This window comes from Verrucosispora sp. ts21, from assembly GCF_002879555.1.
Lineage (GTDB): Bacteria > Actinomycetota > Actinomycetes > Mycobacteriales > Micromonosporaceae > Micromonospora > Micromonospora gifhornensis.
Genome location: NZ_PNOZ01000021.1, coordinates 45,429 through 59,701, shown reverse-complemented (window position 1 = coordinate 59,701; position 14,273 = coordinate 45,429). Strand labels below are relative to the sequence as shown.

The 14,273-nt window shown below is 70.4% G+C and carries 15 protein-coding genes and 1 tRNA gene; 8 read left to right on the top strand and 8 right to left on the bottom strand.

The window, feature by feature from the left end; all coding sequences use genetic code 11:
- Positions 1-97: 97 nt before the first annotated feature.
- Positions 98-2,842 (bottom strand): pyruvate dehydrogenase (acetyl-transferring), homodimeric type, encoded by a 2,745-nt coding sequence (gene aceE, locus C1A38_RS11770; RefSeq protein ID WP_102657882.1) that lies wholly within the window; start codon positions 2,840-2,842, stop codon positions 98-100.
- A gap of 246 nt (positions 2,843-3,088) precedes the next feature.
- On the opposite strand from aceE, the gene C1A38_RS11765 reads away from it, so the two are divergent.
- The 5 genes from C1A38_RS11765 (at position 3,089) to C1A38_RS11745 (ending at position 7,466) form a co-directional block, all read left to right on the top strand.
- The gene (locus tag C1A38_RS11765; protein ID WP_013735268.1) at positions 3,089-3,493 is read left to right on the top strand and encodes a YjbQ family protein; all 405 of its coding nucleotides are present in this window, start codon (positions 3,089-3,091) and stop codon (positions 3,491-3,493) included.
- Between the two features lie 162 nt (positions 3,494-3,655).
- Entirely contained in the window at positions 3,656-6,241 is a 2,586-nt protein-coding gene (locus tag C1A38_RS11760) for a thiamine pyrophosphate-dependent enzyme (protein ID WP_502696931.1), read from the top strand.
- Between the two features lie 111 nt (positions 6,242-6,352).
- The gene (locus C1A38_RS11755) at positions 6,353-6,790 is read left to right on the top strand and encodes a DUF3052 domain-containing protein (protein ID WP_102657880.1); all 438 of its coding nucleotides are present in this window, start codon (positions 6,353-6,355) and stop codon (positions 6,788-6,790) included.
- 49 nt (positions 6,791-6,839) lie between these two features.
- Positions 6,840-7,304, top strand: coding sequence for a peroxiredoxin (locus C1A38_RS11750; RefSeq protein WP_102657879.1), 465 nt, complete (start codon positions 6,840-6,842; stop codon positions 7,302-7,304).
- Positions 7,305-7,391: 87 nt separating this feature from the next.
- A tRNA-Val gene (locus C1A38_RS11745) sits at positions 7,392-7,466 on the top strand.
- A 167-nt stretch (positions 7,467-7,633) separates the two neighbouring features.
- Here the strand turns inward: C1A38_RS11745 and C1A38_RS32190 are convergent.
- The 5 genes from C1A38_RS32190 to C1A38_RS11725 all read right to left on the bottom strand — a co-directional run bounded on the left by C1A38_RS32190 (position 7,634) and on the right by C1A38_RS11725 (position 10,342).
- Positions 7,634-7,759 (bottom strand): hypothetical protein, encoded by a 126-nt coding sequence (locus C1A38_RS32190; protein WP_286047495.1) that lies wholly within the window; start codon positions 7,757-7,759, stop codon positions 7,634-7,636.
- The gene (locus C1A38_RS30805) at positions 7,756-8,142 is read right to left on the bottom strand and encodes a hypothetical protein (protein WP_146017521.1); all 387 of its coding nucleotides are present in this window, start codon (positions 8,140-8,142) and stop codon (positions 7,756-7,758) included. The genes C1A38_RS32190 and C1A38_RS30805 overlap by 4 nt, the downstream gene beginning before the upstream one ends.
- 27 nt (positions 8,143-8,169) lie before the next feature.
- On the bottom strand, positions 8,170-8,952 hold the full coding sequence (locus C1A38_RS11735; protein ID WP_102657877.1) for a methyltransferase domain-containing protein: 783 nt from the start codon (positions 8,950-8,952) through the stop codon (positions 8,170-8,172).
- A gap of 52 nt (positions 8,953-9,004) precedes the next feature.
- On the bottom strand, positions 9,005-9,742 hold the full coding sequence (locus tag C1A38_RS11730; RefSeq protein WP_102657876.1) for a VOC family protein: 738 nt from the start codon (positions 9,740-9,742) through the stop codon (positions 9,005-9,007).
- Positions 9,743-9,805: 63 nt separating this feature from the next.
- Complete coding sequence (locus C1A38_RS11725) at positions 9,806-10,342, bottom strand: GNAT family N-acetyltransferase (RefSeq protein ID WP_233196778.1); 537 nt, start codon at positions 10,340-10,342, stop codon at positions 9,806-9,808.
- A 160-nt stretch (positions 10,343-10,502) separates the two neighbouring features.
- Between C1A38_RS11725 and C1A38_RS11720 the strand changes: the two genes are divergently transcribed.
- The gene (locus tag C1A38_RS11720) at positions 10,503-11,300 is read left to right on the top strand and encodes an alpha/beta fold hydrolase (RefSeq protein WP_102657874.1); all 798 of its coding nucleotides are present in this window, start codon (positions 10,503-10,505) and stop codon (positions 11,298-11,300) included.
- A 98-nt stretch (positions 11,301-11,398) separates the two neighbouring features.
- On the opposite strand, the gene C1A38_RS11715 is transcribed toward C1A38_RS11720, so the two are convergent.
- On the bottom strand, positions 11,399-11,965 hold the full coding sequence (locus tag C1A38_RS11715) for a dihydrofolate reductase family protein (RefSeq protein WP_102657873.1): 567 nt from the start codon (positions 11,963-11,965) through the stop codon (positions 11,399-11,401).
- A gap of 78 nt (positions 11,966-12,043) precedes the next feature.
- Between C1A38_RS11715 and C1A38_RS11710 the strand changes: the two genes are divergently transcribed.
- Positions 12,044-12,628, top strand: coding sequence for a TetR/AcrR family transcriptional regulator (locus tag C1A38_RS11710; protein ID WP_102657872.1), 585 nt, complete (start codon positions 12,044-12,046; stop codon positions 12,626-12,628).
- 76 nt (positions 12,629-12,704) lie between these two features.
- Positions 12,705-13,850, top strand: a complete 1,146-nt coding sequence (locus tag C1A38_RS11705; protein WP_102657871.1) for a polysaccharide pyruvyl transferase family protein — start codon at positions 12,705-12,707, stop codon at positions 13,848-13,850.
- A gap of 89 nt (positions 13,851-13,939) precedes the next feature.
- On the opposite strand, the gene C1A38_RS11700 is transcribed toward C1A38_RS11705, so the two are convergent.
- Complete coding sequence (locus C1A38_RS11700) at positions 13,940-14,146, bottom strand: DUF8847 domain-containing protein (protein WP_102657870.1); 207 nt, start codon at positions 14,144-14,146, stop codon at positions 13,940-13,942.
- Between the last annotated feature and the right edge of the window lie 127 nt (positions 14,147-14,273).

The following is a 14,273-nucleotide window of genomic DNA, read 5'->3' as shown; positions in this document are numbered from 1 at the left end:
ATACCATCTGCGTCATACCATCCGCTCGCGAGTCGAGGGTGGGACGCCGAAGGGCCCGGCGCGGGGTGCGCGCCGGGCCCTTCGGAGGTGGAACTGTCTAGCTGTCGCCGCCGGTCTCGCCGACCGGGGCGGCGTTGACGTCGTCGATGGCGTACTTCTTGGCGGCCTCGGCCGGTACGTGGGCCGGTACCGTCCCGCGCAGCGCGAGCTGACGCAGGGTCGCCACCGTCACCGACTCGGCGTCGACGTGGAAGTGCCGGCGCAGGGCGTGACGGGTGTCGGACAGGCCGAAACCGTCGGTGCCCAGCGAGGTGTAGTCGCCCGGCACCCAGCGGGAGATCAGGTCCGGCACCGCGCGCATCCAGTCGCTGACCGCGACCTTCGGCCCGTCGGCGTCGGCCAGCTTCCGCTGGATGTACGGCACCCGCTGCTCCGCGCCCGGGTGCAGGAGGTTGTACTCCTCGCACTGGACGGCGTCGCGGCGCAGCTCGGTCCAGGAGGTCACCGACCAGACGTCGGCGGCCACCCCCCAGTCCTGGGCGAGCAGCTGCTGCGCCTTGAGCGCCCACTGCATGCCGGTGCCGGAGGCCAGCAGGTTCGCCCGCGGGGCGTCCCCCTCCACCGCCGGGGCGGCCGAGTAGCGGTAGATGCCCTTGACGATGCCCTCGGCGTCCACACCCTCCGGCTCGGCCGGCTGGTGGATCGGCTCGTTGTAGACGGTGAGGTAGTAGAAGATGTTCTCCTGCTGCTCCCCGTACATCCGGTGCAGGCCGCTCTCCATGATGTGCGCGATCTCGAACGCGAACGCCGGATCGTACGCCACGACCGCCGGGTTGGTGGCCGCGATCAGGTGGGAGTGGCCGTCCTCGTGCTGCAGACCCTCGCCGTTGAGCGTGGTCCGCCCGGCGGTGGCGCCGAGCACGAAACCGCGCACCATCTGGTCGGCGGCGGCCCAGAAGCCGTCACCGGTGCGCTGGAACCCGAACATCGAGTAGAAGATGTACATCGGGATCATCGGCTCGTCGTGGGTGGCGTACGACGATCCGGCGGCGGTGAAGGAGGCGACCGAACCGGCCTCGTTGATCCCCTCGTGCAGGATCTGCCCGACCGTCGACTCCTTGTACGACAGGAACAGATCCCGGTCGACCGCGGTGTACCGCTGACCGTGCGGCGAGTAGATCTTCGCGGTCGGGAAGATCGAGTCCAGGCCGAAGGTACGCGCCTCGTCCGGAATGATCGGCACCCAGCGCTTGCCGAACTGCTTGTCCTTCATCAGGTCCTTGAGCAGGCGGACGAAGGCCATCGTGGTGGCGACCTTCTGCTTGCCGGAACCGCGCTTGATGTCGGCGAAGCGCTCGCTGCCCGGGATGGCCAGGGCCTTGGCCTTGGTCCGCCGCGACGGCAGGTAGCCGCCGAGCTGCTGACGCCGCTCGTGCAGGTACTGCATCTCGGCGGACTTCTCGTCCGGACGGTAGTACGGCGGCAGGTAGGGGTTGTCCTCCAGCGCCGAGTCCGGGATGTCCAGGTAGAGCCGGTCGCGGAAGGTCTTCAGGTCCTCCAGCGTCAGCTTCTTCATCTGGTGGGTCGCGTTGCGGCCCTCGAAGTGCGAGCCGAGCGTCCAGCCCTTGATCGTCTTGGCCAGGATCACCGTCGGCTGACCGGTGTGCTCCGTCGCCGCCTTGTAGGCCGCGTAGAGCTTGCGGTAGTCGTGCCCGCCCCGCTTGAGGTTCCAGATCTCGTCGTCGCTGAGACCCTCGACCATCTTGCGGGTACGCGGGTCACGGCCGAAGAAGTGCTCCCGTACGTACGCCCCGGACTCCGCCTTGTAGGTCTGGTAGTCACCGTCGGGCGTGGTGTTCATGAGGTTGACGAGCGCGCCGTCGGTGTCGGCGGCGAGCAGTGGGTCCCACTCCCGGCCCCAGACCACCTTGATCACGTTCCAGCCGGCGCCGCGGAAGAACGCCTCCAGCTCCTGCATCACCTTGCCGTTGCCCCGCACCGGCCCGTCGAGTCGCTGGAGGTTGCAGTTGATGACGAAGGTGAGGTTGTCCAGCTCCTCGCGGGCGGCCACCCCGATCGCGCCGAGGGTCTCCGGCTCGTCCATCTCACCGTCGCCGAGGAACGCCCAGACGTGCTGGTCGGAGGTGTCCTTGATGCCCCGGTGCTGCAGGTACCGGTTGAACCGGGCCTGGTAGATGGCGTTCAGCCCACCCAGACCCATGGAGACCGTGGGGAACTCCCAGAAGTCCGGCATCAGCCGCGGGTGCGGGTACGACGGCAGACCGCCGCCGGGGTGCGACAGCTCCTGCCGGAAGCCGTCGAGCTGGTTCTCGCTGAGCCGGCCCTCGAGGAACGCCCGGGCGTACATGCCGGGGGAGGCGTGACCCTGGTAGAAGATGTGGTCGCCGCCGCCCGGGTGGTTCTTGCCCCGGAAGAAGTGGTTGAAGCCCACCTCGTACAGCGACGCGGAGCTGGCGAAGGTGGAGATGTGGCCGCCGACACCGATCTCCGGCCGCTGGGCACGGTGCACCAGCATCGCCGCGTTCCACCGCACGTACGCCCGGATCCGCCGCTCGACGTGCTCGTCGCCGGGGAACCACGGTTCCCGCTCCGGCGGAATGGTGTTGATGTAGTCGGTGGTGGTCAGCGACGGCACCCCGACCTGGCGCTCGCGAGCGCGCTCCAGCAGACGAAGCATCACGTAGCGGGCACGCTTGGCGCCGCGCTCGTCGATGACACCGTCAAGCGACTCGACCCACTCGCTGGTTTCTTCCGGGTCGATGTCTGGAAGCTGGCTAGGCAGGCCGGCCGTGATCACCGGGCGCTTGCGTTCCGTAGCCACAGGCGTTCCCTCGGTTGTGTTTGGGACAGGTCTCTAGCGCCATCCTGCCCCGTCGTGCCACTTGTCGTCACGCCCACCCGTGTCAAGGGCGATGCGCAACACAGATACTCATCAGTAACGTTGGTCTTTTCGTACTTACCGGCTCCGAGCTGTGGTGGAAGCGGTGTGGGCAGCAGTTCGGCCCGGACGGAGTGACGATCACCACGGGTGCGGTGCGAACCGGTCGACTACGGCAGAATGCGACACATGCGCAGTGAGGTGATCACCGTCCGGACCGGCTCCCGGCCCACCGTGCAGGACATTACCGCCGAGGCGGAGTCGTTCGTCTCCGGGCAGGGCGACGGACTGCTGCACGTGTTCGTGCCGCACGCCACCGCGGGGGTGGCCATCATCGAAACCGGTGCCGGCTCCGACGACGACCTGCTCACCGCGCTGGACTCGGTGCTGCCCACCGACAACCGTTGGCGGCACCGACACGGCTCACCCGGTCACGGGCGTGATCACGTGCTGCCCGCCTTCGTCGCCCCGTACGCGACGCTGCCGGTGCTCGGCGGTCGGCTCGCCCTCGGCACCTGGCAGTCGATCTGCCTGGTCGACACCAACGGCGACAACACCACCCGCCAGGTCCGTTTCTCATTCCTGCCCGGCTGACTCTCGTTTCTGCCCGGCTGACCGCAGCCGCTGAGTCGAGGCCGGACGGCGACACGAGCCGGGTTCGAGTGGGCGAGGTGTGCTCCGGTCGGTAATGCTGTCGACGTGACCACCCCGCAGGATCTTGACGACCGACTCCGGGAGTCCCTGTCCGCGCTGACCATGCCGCGGCACCGTACCGACCCGGCCCAACCGGTGGCCGATGGCGCCGCGCTGACCGGCGCCCAGCTGTTGGAACTCTTCGACGCCCAGGTCACCAGCCGGCAGCTCGATCTTGCCGGGCGTTGGCTGCGCAGCTTCGGCGAGGGCTACCACACGATCAGCTCGGCGGGCCACGAGGGCAACGCCGCGGTCGCGGCGGCGCTGCGCCCCACCGACCCGGCGCTGCTGCACTACCGCTCGGGCGCGTTCTACTGCGTCCGCGCGGCCCAGGCCGCCGAGCCGCCGACCGGTTCGGTGCTGCTCACCCCCGACAACGGCCCCGACGGTACGCCGACACACCCGGTCGATTCCGCCGAACCGGACGATGCGCCTGACCCGACGGCGGACGACGCCACGACCGACCCGGCGGCGGACGACGCCACGACCGGCCGGGAGACCGATGACCAGGCCGTACCGTCCGCCAGCGCTGCTCCGGTCGATGCCGCCGATGCTGCTCCGGCCGACGCGGCCGACCCGGTCGTGGAGGACGAGCCGGGTGACGGCGTACCGGCAGGAACCGACGCCATCGACTCGACCACGCCGGCCGGAGACGGGGCCGCAGGCGGGGCTCTTTCGGCGGTGGTACGGCGGCCGGTGGCGTCGGCGTACACCGAGGCGGCGCGGGACGTGCTGCGCGGGATGGTGGCCTCCCGTGAGGATCCGACGGCCGGTGGCCGGCACAAGGTCTTCGGCCGTGCCGACCTCACCGTGGTGCCGACCACCTCCACCGCCGCCTCGCACCTGCCCCGGGCGGTGGGCATGGGGCTGGCGGTGGAGCGGCTGCGCCGCCTGGACGCCCGGGGCGTCGCGGCCCACGTCGACGTGGCCCCCTGGGCGCCGGACGCGATAGTCGTCTGCTCGTTCGGTGACGCCGCGATAAACCACGCCGACGCCGCCGCGGCGTTCAACACCGCCGGCTGGTACGACCACACCGGCCTGCGTATCCCGGTGCTGTTCGTCTGCGAGGACAACGGCCTGGGTGGCAGTCTGCGGTCGCCGCAGGGCTGGGTGGCGACCGCCCTGCGCGCCAAGCCGGGCATCCGCTACTTCGCCGCCGACGGCGCCGACCTGGTGGCGACCTACGAGGTGGCGCGCGAGGCGGCGGCCTGGGTGCGTCGCCACCGTCGTCCGGCCGTGCTGCATCTGAGCACTCTCCGCCTGTTGGGGCACGTCGGCGCGGACGCCGAGAGCGCGTACCGCAGCGCGGAGGAGATCGCCGCCGATCTTGCCGCCGATCCGCTTGTCGCCACCGCGCAGCGGCTGGTCGAGGCCGGTCTGGCCGATGGCGCGGAACTGCTGGACCGCTACGACGAGATCGGCTGGCAGATCCGTCGGCTCGCCGAGCAGGTGCTCGACGAGCCGAAACTGAACGACCCTGCCGAGGTGATCGCCCCGCTGGCACCACGCCGCCCGCTGCGGGTCGCCCAGGCGGTCGCCGACGCGGGCGCCCGAGCCGCCGGGCCGGACGCGGGGGCACGGCTGGAGGCGTTCGGTGGCAAGCCGCCCGAACTGTCGGGCCCGCTCACGCTCGCGCAGAGCGTCAACGCCGCGCTCACCGATGCCCTGCTGGCGTACCCGCAGCTGGCCGTCTTCGGTCAGGACGTCGCCGCCAAGGGCGGCAGGTACGGGGTGACCAGGGACCTGCGCGACCGGTTCGGCCCGGCCCGGGTGTTCGACACGCTGCTCGACGAGACCTCGGTGCTCGGCCTGGGCCTCGGCGCGGGACTCGCCGGCATGCTGCCGGTGCCCGAGATCCAGTCGCTGGCGTACCTGCACAACGCCGAGGCCCAGGTGCGCGGCGAGGCCGCCACCATGGGGTTCCTCTCCCAGGGGGCGCTGCGCAACCCGATGCTGCTGCGGGTGGCGGGCCTGGCGTACCAGGAGGGTTTCGGGGAGCACGTCCGGGACGACAACTCGGTGGCCGTACTGCGGGACGTGCCCGGCCTGGTGATCGCCGTGCCGGCCCGACCGGACGACGCGGCGGCGATGCTGCGCACCTGCCTGGCGAGCGCGGCGGTGGACGGCAGCGTCTGCGTGTTCCTGGAGCCGGTCGGGCTCTACCACGCCCGCGATCTCTACGCCGACGGTGACGGCGAATGGTTGGCCGGCTACGCCGAGCCGGGGGCCTGGGCGAGCGGGCACGTCCCGGTCGGCCGGGCCCGGGTGTACGGCGTCGGCTCGGCCGAGGACATCACGATCGTGACCTTCGGCAACGGCGTACGGATGGCGTTGCGGGCGGCCTCGACGCTGGCGGACGAGGGGATCGGCAGCCGGGTGGTGGACCTGCGGTGGCTCGCGCCGCTGCCGGTGGCCGACCTCATCCGGGAGGCCGCCGCGACCGGGCGGGTGCTGGTGGTGGACGAGACGCGCCGCTCCGGCGGCGTCGGCGAGGGCGTGATAGCCGCACTTGTCGACGCCGGATATGTCGGTGCGGCGCGCCGAGTGGCGGCAGTTGACTGCTTCGTGCCTCTGGGTCCGGCTGCCCGTCAGGTCCTGATCTCCGAGGAGGCCATCACCCAGGGTGCCCGTACGCTGCTGGCACGGTAAATTTCGTTCCACCCGGTGCGCCACTTGCGCGCGGCGGCACAACTGTGTGGACTTGCCTGACGGCGCCGACCGGGTGCCGCGAGCTTGGACGAGATGAGGAGGCACGCGACAGTGAGCGCGACCGCTGGTCAGGCTGCTGACGGGGTACGCAGCCTGGCGGACCGGTTCGGCATCGAACCGGGCATGGTCGTCATGGAGATGGGCTACGACGACGACGTCGACCCCGATCTCCGGGACGCCCTGACCGACCGTTGTGGAGAGCTGGTCGACGAGGACACCGACGAGGTGGTCGACGCCGTGCTGGTGTGGTACCGCGACGGCGACGGTGATCTTTTCGAGCTTCTCGTCGACGCCCTCGGCCCGCTGGCCGACAACGGGGTCGTGTGGCTGCTGACGCCCAAGGCCGGCCGCGACGGCCACGTCGAGCCGAGTGAGATCGCCGAGTCCGCTCCCACCGCCGGCCTTCAGCAGACCTCGACCGTCAACGCCGGCAAGGACTGGAGCGGCGCCCGTCTCGTGCTACGTCGCGGCGTGAAGGGCAAGAAGTAGGCTCCCGCCCGCCGTACACGTGCATCTCGACTCGATCCAAGGAGTTCGCATGCCCATCGAGGTTGGCGCCGAGGCGCCCGACTTCCTACTCAAGGACCAGAACAATCAGCAGGTCCGGCTCTCCGACTTCCGTGGTCGGCGTACCGTCCTGCTGGTCTTCTACCCGCTGGCCTTCAGTGGCTACTGCCAGGGCGAGCTGTGCGAGGTCCGGGACAACCTCAACGACTACGTCAACGACGACGTCCAGGTGCTGACCGTCAGCGTGGACTCGGTCTACGCCCACAAGGTCTGGGCGGACCGGGAGGGCTACCAGTTCCCGCTGCTGGCCGACTTCTGGCCGCACGGCGGCGTCGCCCAGGCGTACGGGGTCTTCAACGACGTCGCCGGTGTCGCCAACCGGGGCACCTTCATCATCGACAAGGCCGGTGTCGTCCGCTTCGCCGAGATGAACATGCCGGGCGAGCCGCGCGACCAACAGGGCTGGCGCAAGGCACTGGCGGACGTCACCGCCTGAGCCCGGTCCCAACGGGTGCGACCGTCCGGCAGGGCCGGCGCGTGGCAGGGTAAGCTGCCAACCGCCGGTCCGCCGTACGGCGTTTCCGGGCGCGTAGCTCAGTGGGAGAGCACTCGCCTTACAAGCGAGGGGTCGCAGGTTCGAAACCTGCCGCGCCCACCAGCACCAACGGTGGTGGGGCCGGGGACGCCCTCACCGTTACGGTAAAATGGCGGAATCCAGGCGAGCCGTACACCGCCATTACGGCGTAACGGAGTCGATCACCTCGCACGAGCCGACCGTCGAGGGTCTGGCGCAGGGCGTCAACCGGTCACCCAGCAGTAGCGCTGCTACGTTCTTCGCGATGGCAGATGGGTCACTGCCGCGTGCGCCAGGATGCCGATCGCGCTTCCGGCGAGAAGGCCGATCAGCGTCGCCCACTGCGCCCCGATGCTGGCTTCGAGCAGTGCGTTCATGCCCAGGCCAGTGGGCACCCCTGCCGCTGTGCCCACCCCGAGGGCCCACCAACGATGCCGTACGCCCGCGACGTGCAGTTCAAGGTACGGCGGCAGGATCGCCAGGAGCACGAGCAGAGCGGGGGCGAGGGAATCAGCAGGATGAGGGCGGTGCCGGAGATCGCCCCGATGACGAGAGTCAGCAGCCCGAGACCGACTGCATGGTCCAGGTCGACGGGCAGGTGGCTCATGTCCGGCTGGCGTCGCCAGAGCCGTCGCCACCTGTCGGTGAAACCCCGCTGGGCTGCCCGGCGGGGTTCCGGTTCGGCAGGTGTGGCGGGTGGAGGAGCACCGCCGGGGCCGGCCGTGCCGTCGGGAGCGGAGGACGCGTCCGGCGAAGCCATGACAGCAATTGTGGCGCGTTCTGGCCATCAGGGGACGGTGGCGGCGGTGAGGAAGAACGTGACTGCGTAGGTGAATCGGTGGGTGCGAACGGCCTCGTCGAACTGGTCTTCGAAGGCACGGGCTTCGCTGGGGTCGAGGCCGCCACGTTGAGCTGCGGTGGCGGCCCAGCTGCGCAGCCCGAGGACGTTGTCGACGGCGGTCGGGTCTCGAACGACGAGAGTTCGGGGTTCGACGGTGACGTCGACCAGACCGTGTGCGGAGAGCAGGCCGGCGTGTTGGTGTGCCAGGGTGCCGTTGCGGAGGAGGACATCGGCCCGGAACCTCAGCACGCGTCGGGCCAGGTCCTGGTCGGCGATGTCGAGCACCTGGGTGTCGTAGTCAGGGTCGGCGAGGACGACGCGACCACCTGGTCGTACGACCCTGACCAGGTCGGTGACCGCGGCGTGGGGGTCGACGAGGTGTTGCACGGTGCGGTCCGCCCATGCCCCGTCGAAGGAGTTGGTGCGAAACGGCAGGTGATGGGCGTCGGCGACGGCGCATCGGGTGAGACCTCGGGCCCGCATGGCAGCAGCCATGGTCAGCGAACGGTCCACGGTGGCCACGCTGACACCGTGTGCGTCCCTCAGGTGGGCCGCGCTTGCTCCGGTGCCGGCGCCGACTTCGAGGTAGTGGCGGCCGGGCGCCGGATCGAGCAACTCGCGGACCCGCTGCTGGTACGCCCGGTAGAAGGGCTCCTCGGCGAGGCGGTCGAGCACGCCGATCCACGAGTCCGGGTCTGACTGGCGGTCGACGTCGGTGAATCCGTGCACGTCGGCAGCCTATTGCGGCGGCACCGCCACCGACCGCAACACCGGCAGTGGATCAGCGTGGGGTGAGCATGCAGAACTCGTTGCCCTCCGGGTCGGCGAAGACCATCCAGTGGACATCGCCGTCCAGGTCGATGGAGGTGGCGCCGAGCGCCCGCAGCCTGGCCGCCTCGGCCGCCGGGTCGTCACCGGGGTACGGGCGGACGTCGAGGTGGACGCGGTTCCACACCGTCTTCACGTCGGGGGTGCGGACGAACCGCAGGTAGGGGCCGACACCCTTGGCGGAGCGCAGCACCGCGTGGTCGTCGGTGACCTCGTGCACGGTCCAGTCCATGGCGTTGCCCCAGAAGTCGACCATGGCCCGGGGGTCCGTGCAGTCGGCCACTATCGCCGCGATCGGTCCGGTGTCTCGGGGCGAAGTGCGCCAGTCCAGCACACAGAACTCGTTGCCCTCCGGGTCGGCCATGACCGTCCACGGCACGTCACCCTGGCCGATGTCGGTGGGGGTCGCCCCGAGTTCCGTCAGTCGGGCGATCAATTCCGCATGATGGGCCGCCGAGGTGGTGGCGAGGTCGATGTGCACGCGGTTCTTCACCGTCTTGGGGTCGTCCGGGTAGGCGACGAGGTCGATGCAGACGGCGACGGGGTCGGGGTAGACGGAATCCTCCGGTTCGAGGTTGGTCACCCTCGGCCCCTCGCTGGAGACTCCCCACCCGAGCACCTCGGCCCAGAAGCGGCCCAGCGCCGCGTCGTCCAGGGCCTTCATGTTGATTTGAACAAGTCGGGTCGCCATGTCGACGATGCTAGATCCTCTGACCTGTGACTGCTGGCCCGCGCTGGGCGCAGCGGAAGATCCTCAGCGGCCGCTCGGCACCGCCGGCCGGGTGAACACCGCCAACGGGCGATCGTTCACCTGGAACGAGAATCGGCGTTCCCAGCCTGCGCGTTCGTAGAGCCGGGCCGCTGCGGCGTCCGGGTGGGTGGCCAGCCACGCGGCATGGTCGCCGACCTGGCGCGCCAGCAGTTGCCGGCCCACGCCGTGGCCTTGATGTGCCGGCGCGACCATCAGTTCGGCGACCACCAGGGCCGGTGCCACCAGCAGGTCCGCCACGTCCGGCGGTGCCGCGTCCCGTACCGCGATGTCGAACGCGTTCGCCGTCGGCAGCGTTGTCGGCGCCGGCCAGCCGTAGATCGCGCCGATGATCTCACCGTTCCGTTCGGCGATCGAGCCGTACGCCCCGGGTTGGCTCGTGTGCCGGGCCAGCCGTTCGGGGAAGTCGGCGATCTTGTCGGCCGGCTCGCTCCACGGTGGGGCCGCGAAGCAGTCCCGGTAGATCGGATGGAGCTGCGCGACCAACTGCCGTAGCCCGGCTCCGTCAAGCCCTCTCAGCACCAGGGACAACGACCTCACCTACCTTGCTGCCACTAACTTGCAATAACCAGATGATGGCGAGAAGGGTGCGTGCCGATGATCCAGGCTTCAAGCCGGTAACCGGCACCTGTCCGCACCGGTGTCGTGCCACCGTGGTCGCAACGGCGGCGGAGGGGGACTGGTGAGCTACGCGCAGATCAACGGCGTCCGGTTCTGGTACGAGACGCACGGCACGGGCCGACCGCTGGTGCTGCTGCACGGCGGGTTCGGTGCGGTGGAGACGTTCGCCGCCGTCCGACCGGCGCTGACCCGACGGCGTCGGGTGATCAGCGTCGACCTACCCGGTCACGGGCGTACCGCCGACGTCGACCGGCCGCTGCGCTACGAGTCGATGGCCGACGACGTCGCCGCGCTGATCGTCGAGCTCGGGCTGGCCCCGACCGATGTGCTGGGCTTCTCGCTCGGTGGTGGGGTGGCGCTGCGGCTGGCGATCCAACATCGGGAGCTGGTGCGTCGACTGGTCGTGGTCTCCGCGCCCTGTCGACGTCAGGGTTGGTTTCCCGAGGTGCTGGCCGGGATGCCCGAGCCCGACGAGGCGGCCAGTGATCAGTTGCGCGGCACCCCGCCGTACCAGCTCTACCAGGCCGTCGCGCCCCGCCCGCAGGACTGGCCGCGACTCTGGGTCAAGACCGGGGAACTGCTCCGCCGGGAGTACGACTGGTCGCCGGAGGTCGCCACGCTGACCACGCCGACGCTGCTGGTCTTCGCCGACGCCGATTCGGTCCGGCCGGACCACATGGTGGAGTTCTTCGGGCTGCTCGGCGGCGGGCACCGCGACGCCGGCTGGGACGGCACCGACCGCCCCGACGCCCGGCTGGCCATCCTGCCGGGGCTCACCCACTACGACATCGTCGACTCGCCTGCCCTGCCCGCCGCCGTCCTCCCCTTCCTCACCCACACCCTGAACACGCCCGCCTGACCCGTCGTCGCTGCGGCAACTTCCCTGATGTTGCTGCCTGACCTGGGTGCCAAGGCGGCAACATCAGGGAAGTTGCTGCCCGGCGAGGGCTTCGGCGTTCATCGGGTGTAGTGCAGGACGACGACTCCGGCGCCGGCGGGGGTGGCGGCGAGCAGGGTCAGGTGTTGTGGGGCGAAGGAGTGGTCGAGCAGTGGGATGCCGCTGCCGGCGACGACGGGGTTGACCTTGATCACCCACTCGTCCACCTCGGACAGGAGTTGGCCGGCGAGATGTCCGCCGCCGCAGAGCCAGAGGTCGCCGCCGGGGCGTTCCTTGAGGTCGCGGACGAAGGCTGCCGGGTCGCCGGAGACGATCTCCACCGCCGGGTCGCCGGACGGCGGCAGCGAGCGGGCGAAGACGTACTGCTTCAGATGGGCGTACGGGCTGGTGACGCCGACGCGAAGGGCCGGCTCGTAGGTGGCCCGACCCATCAGGACCGTGTCGAACCGGCCCTGCGGGCGGTCGATGCCGAGCTGCGCGTGAGCGAAGGTCGGGAAGGTCTGCGGCCACTTGGTGACGAGGTGTCCCGCCGGGTCGGGGTGCAGGTCGAAGAAGTCGTACGACCCGTCGGGGGCGGCGATGAAACCGTCGACGGTGGCGGCCACGTAGTAGACGAGCTTACGCAAAGAGGACTCCCAATCACTACGGATGTTGTGGTTCTGGCAACGTACAACAGGTGTTGTGGTTGCTGCTAGGGTTTTTCCGTGGCGCGCAACCCTCAGCGGCGGGCGGCCCTGGCGGACGCCGGGCTGCGGGTGCTGGCCGCCCACGGCGCCCGCGGCCTCACCCACCGGGCCGTCGACGCCGAGGCGGCGGTGCCCGTCGGCACCACCTCGAACTACTTCCGTTCCCGCGACGCCCTGCTCGGCGCGCTCGGCGAGCGGATCTTCGAACGGTTCGCCCCGGACGACGCGGTCGTGGCCGAACTGGCCGCCCGTCCGCCCTCCGCGGCCCTGCTCACCGACTACGTCCGGTACATCGTCGAGCGCACCACCCGGCACCCGGAACTCACCCGTGCCCTGATCGAGCTACGCCTGGAATCGGTCCGCCGCCCCGACCTGGCCCGGATCCTCGGCGACACGCTGCGCCGGGGCTACCGTGCCGACGTCGCGTACCACCTCGGCGCCGGCCTGCCCGGCGGCGCGTTCGAGGTGGCCCTGCTGCGCTACGCCGTGGACGGGCTCCTGCTCGACCTGCTCACCACCTCGATCGACACCGGATTCGACCCCGACCAGGTGGTTGCCGCCCTGGTGTCCCGCCTCGCCGGCGACGTCCCGCCCGGCGGCTGACTCTCCGTCACGGCGATGACTGTTCGGCGGTGCAGCGGGGAAACGTTGATCTGACGCACCTGGGGAGGAGCGACGGATGACGCGTGGCGGACTGACCATCGGCGTGCTCGGCTCATACGGTGGCCGCAACCTCGGCGACGAGGCCATCCTCACCGGCCTGCTGACCGACCTGCGTCGGCAGGAGCCGAACGCCCGGATCATCGTCTTCTCGCGTAACCCCGAACACACCGCGGTGGCCCACCCGGACGTGGAAGCGGTGCCCTGGGAAGGGGTCAGCCGCACCGACTCCGCCCTCGTACTGTCCCAGCTCGACCTGCTCATCCTCGGCGGCGGCGGGATCCTCTACGACAAGGAGGCCCGCCGGTACCTGCGGGTGGTCCGGGTCGCGCAGGAACGGGGCCTGCCGGTGCTGACCTACGCGGTGGGTGTCGGGCCGCTGAGCGACATGGTGGACACCGGCATGGTGCGCGAGACGCTGGCCGGCGCCACCCAGGTGACCGTACGCGACCAGGAATCGCGGATGGTGCTGGAGGAAGCCGGGCTGCTCAACCCGATCACCGTCACCGCCGACCCGGCGTTCCTGCTCGAACCCGAGGAGTTCCCGGCGGAACTGCTGCGCGAGGAAGGTGTGCCGGCCGGTAAACGGCTGGTCGGGATGAGCGTACGGGAGCCGGGCCGGGCCGCCGAACGACTGGACGTGGACGGCTACCACCGGCTGCTCGCCCAGATCGGTGACTTCCTGGTGCACCGCATCGACGCGCACGTGTTGTTCGTGCCGATGGAACGCGACGACATCCGGCACTCGCACGGCGTGCTGTCGCACATGATCGCCGCCGAGCGGGGCCGGATCCTGCACGGCAACTACTCGCCGCAGCAGGTACTCGGCCTGATGCGCCACTTCGACCTGGCAGTCGGCATGCGGCTGCACTTCCTGATCTTCGCCGCGATGATGGGTACGCCGTTCCTGCCCCTGCCGTACGCCGGGAAGGTCTTCGACCTGGCGCAGCGGCTCGGCGTGCCGGCGCTGCGCGGCGTGGAGAGGGAGGTGGAGGGCCCGTTGCTGGCCGAGGTCGACCAGCTGTGGGACGAACGCGAGCAGCGGGCCGAGACCACCGCGCAGCGGGTGGCGCAGGTCTGCGACGAGGCCCGCGGCACCTCCCAGGTGACCCGGGCGGTCCTGGAGAGCCTGCGCAGCCGTTCCCTGGTCGAGGTCGGCGCCTGACCTGAACTGCCGACCTCGCGCTCAGACCGCCGGGCCTGGGGTGCGGGTCTCGCGGTCAGAGCGTCGGGCCTGGGCTGCGGGTCCCGCGGTCAGACGGCCGGGCCGCGCCAGCGGTAGCACCACTGCTGTGCCTGGGCATCGATCGATTCCAGCTCGTAGATGTCCGCCTCGGCCAGGCCGCCCGATCCCACGTGATGGTGGGTCAGCGGCGGCCGGTCGTTCGGATCCAACTCGACGGTGACGTGCTGACCGTCCGCAGAACCGCCCACCAGCGGGATCTCAACCGTTGCTGCCATGCGCCCATCCTGCCCCGAGCACCGCGCCCTCGCAGCGGATCGGCAGGCCCACCGGCACCGAGCGCGCTGGCCGGTGCCTGCGGACCGGGGGCGGTGTCCAGCTTGCGGCAGAGCGCGTTTCGGGCCC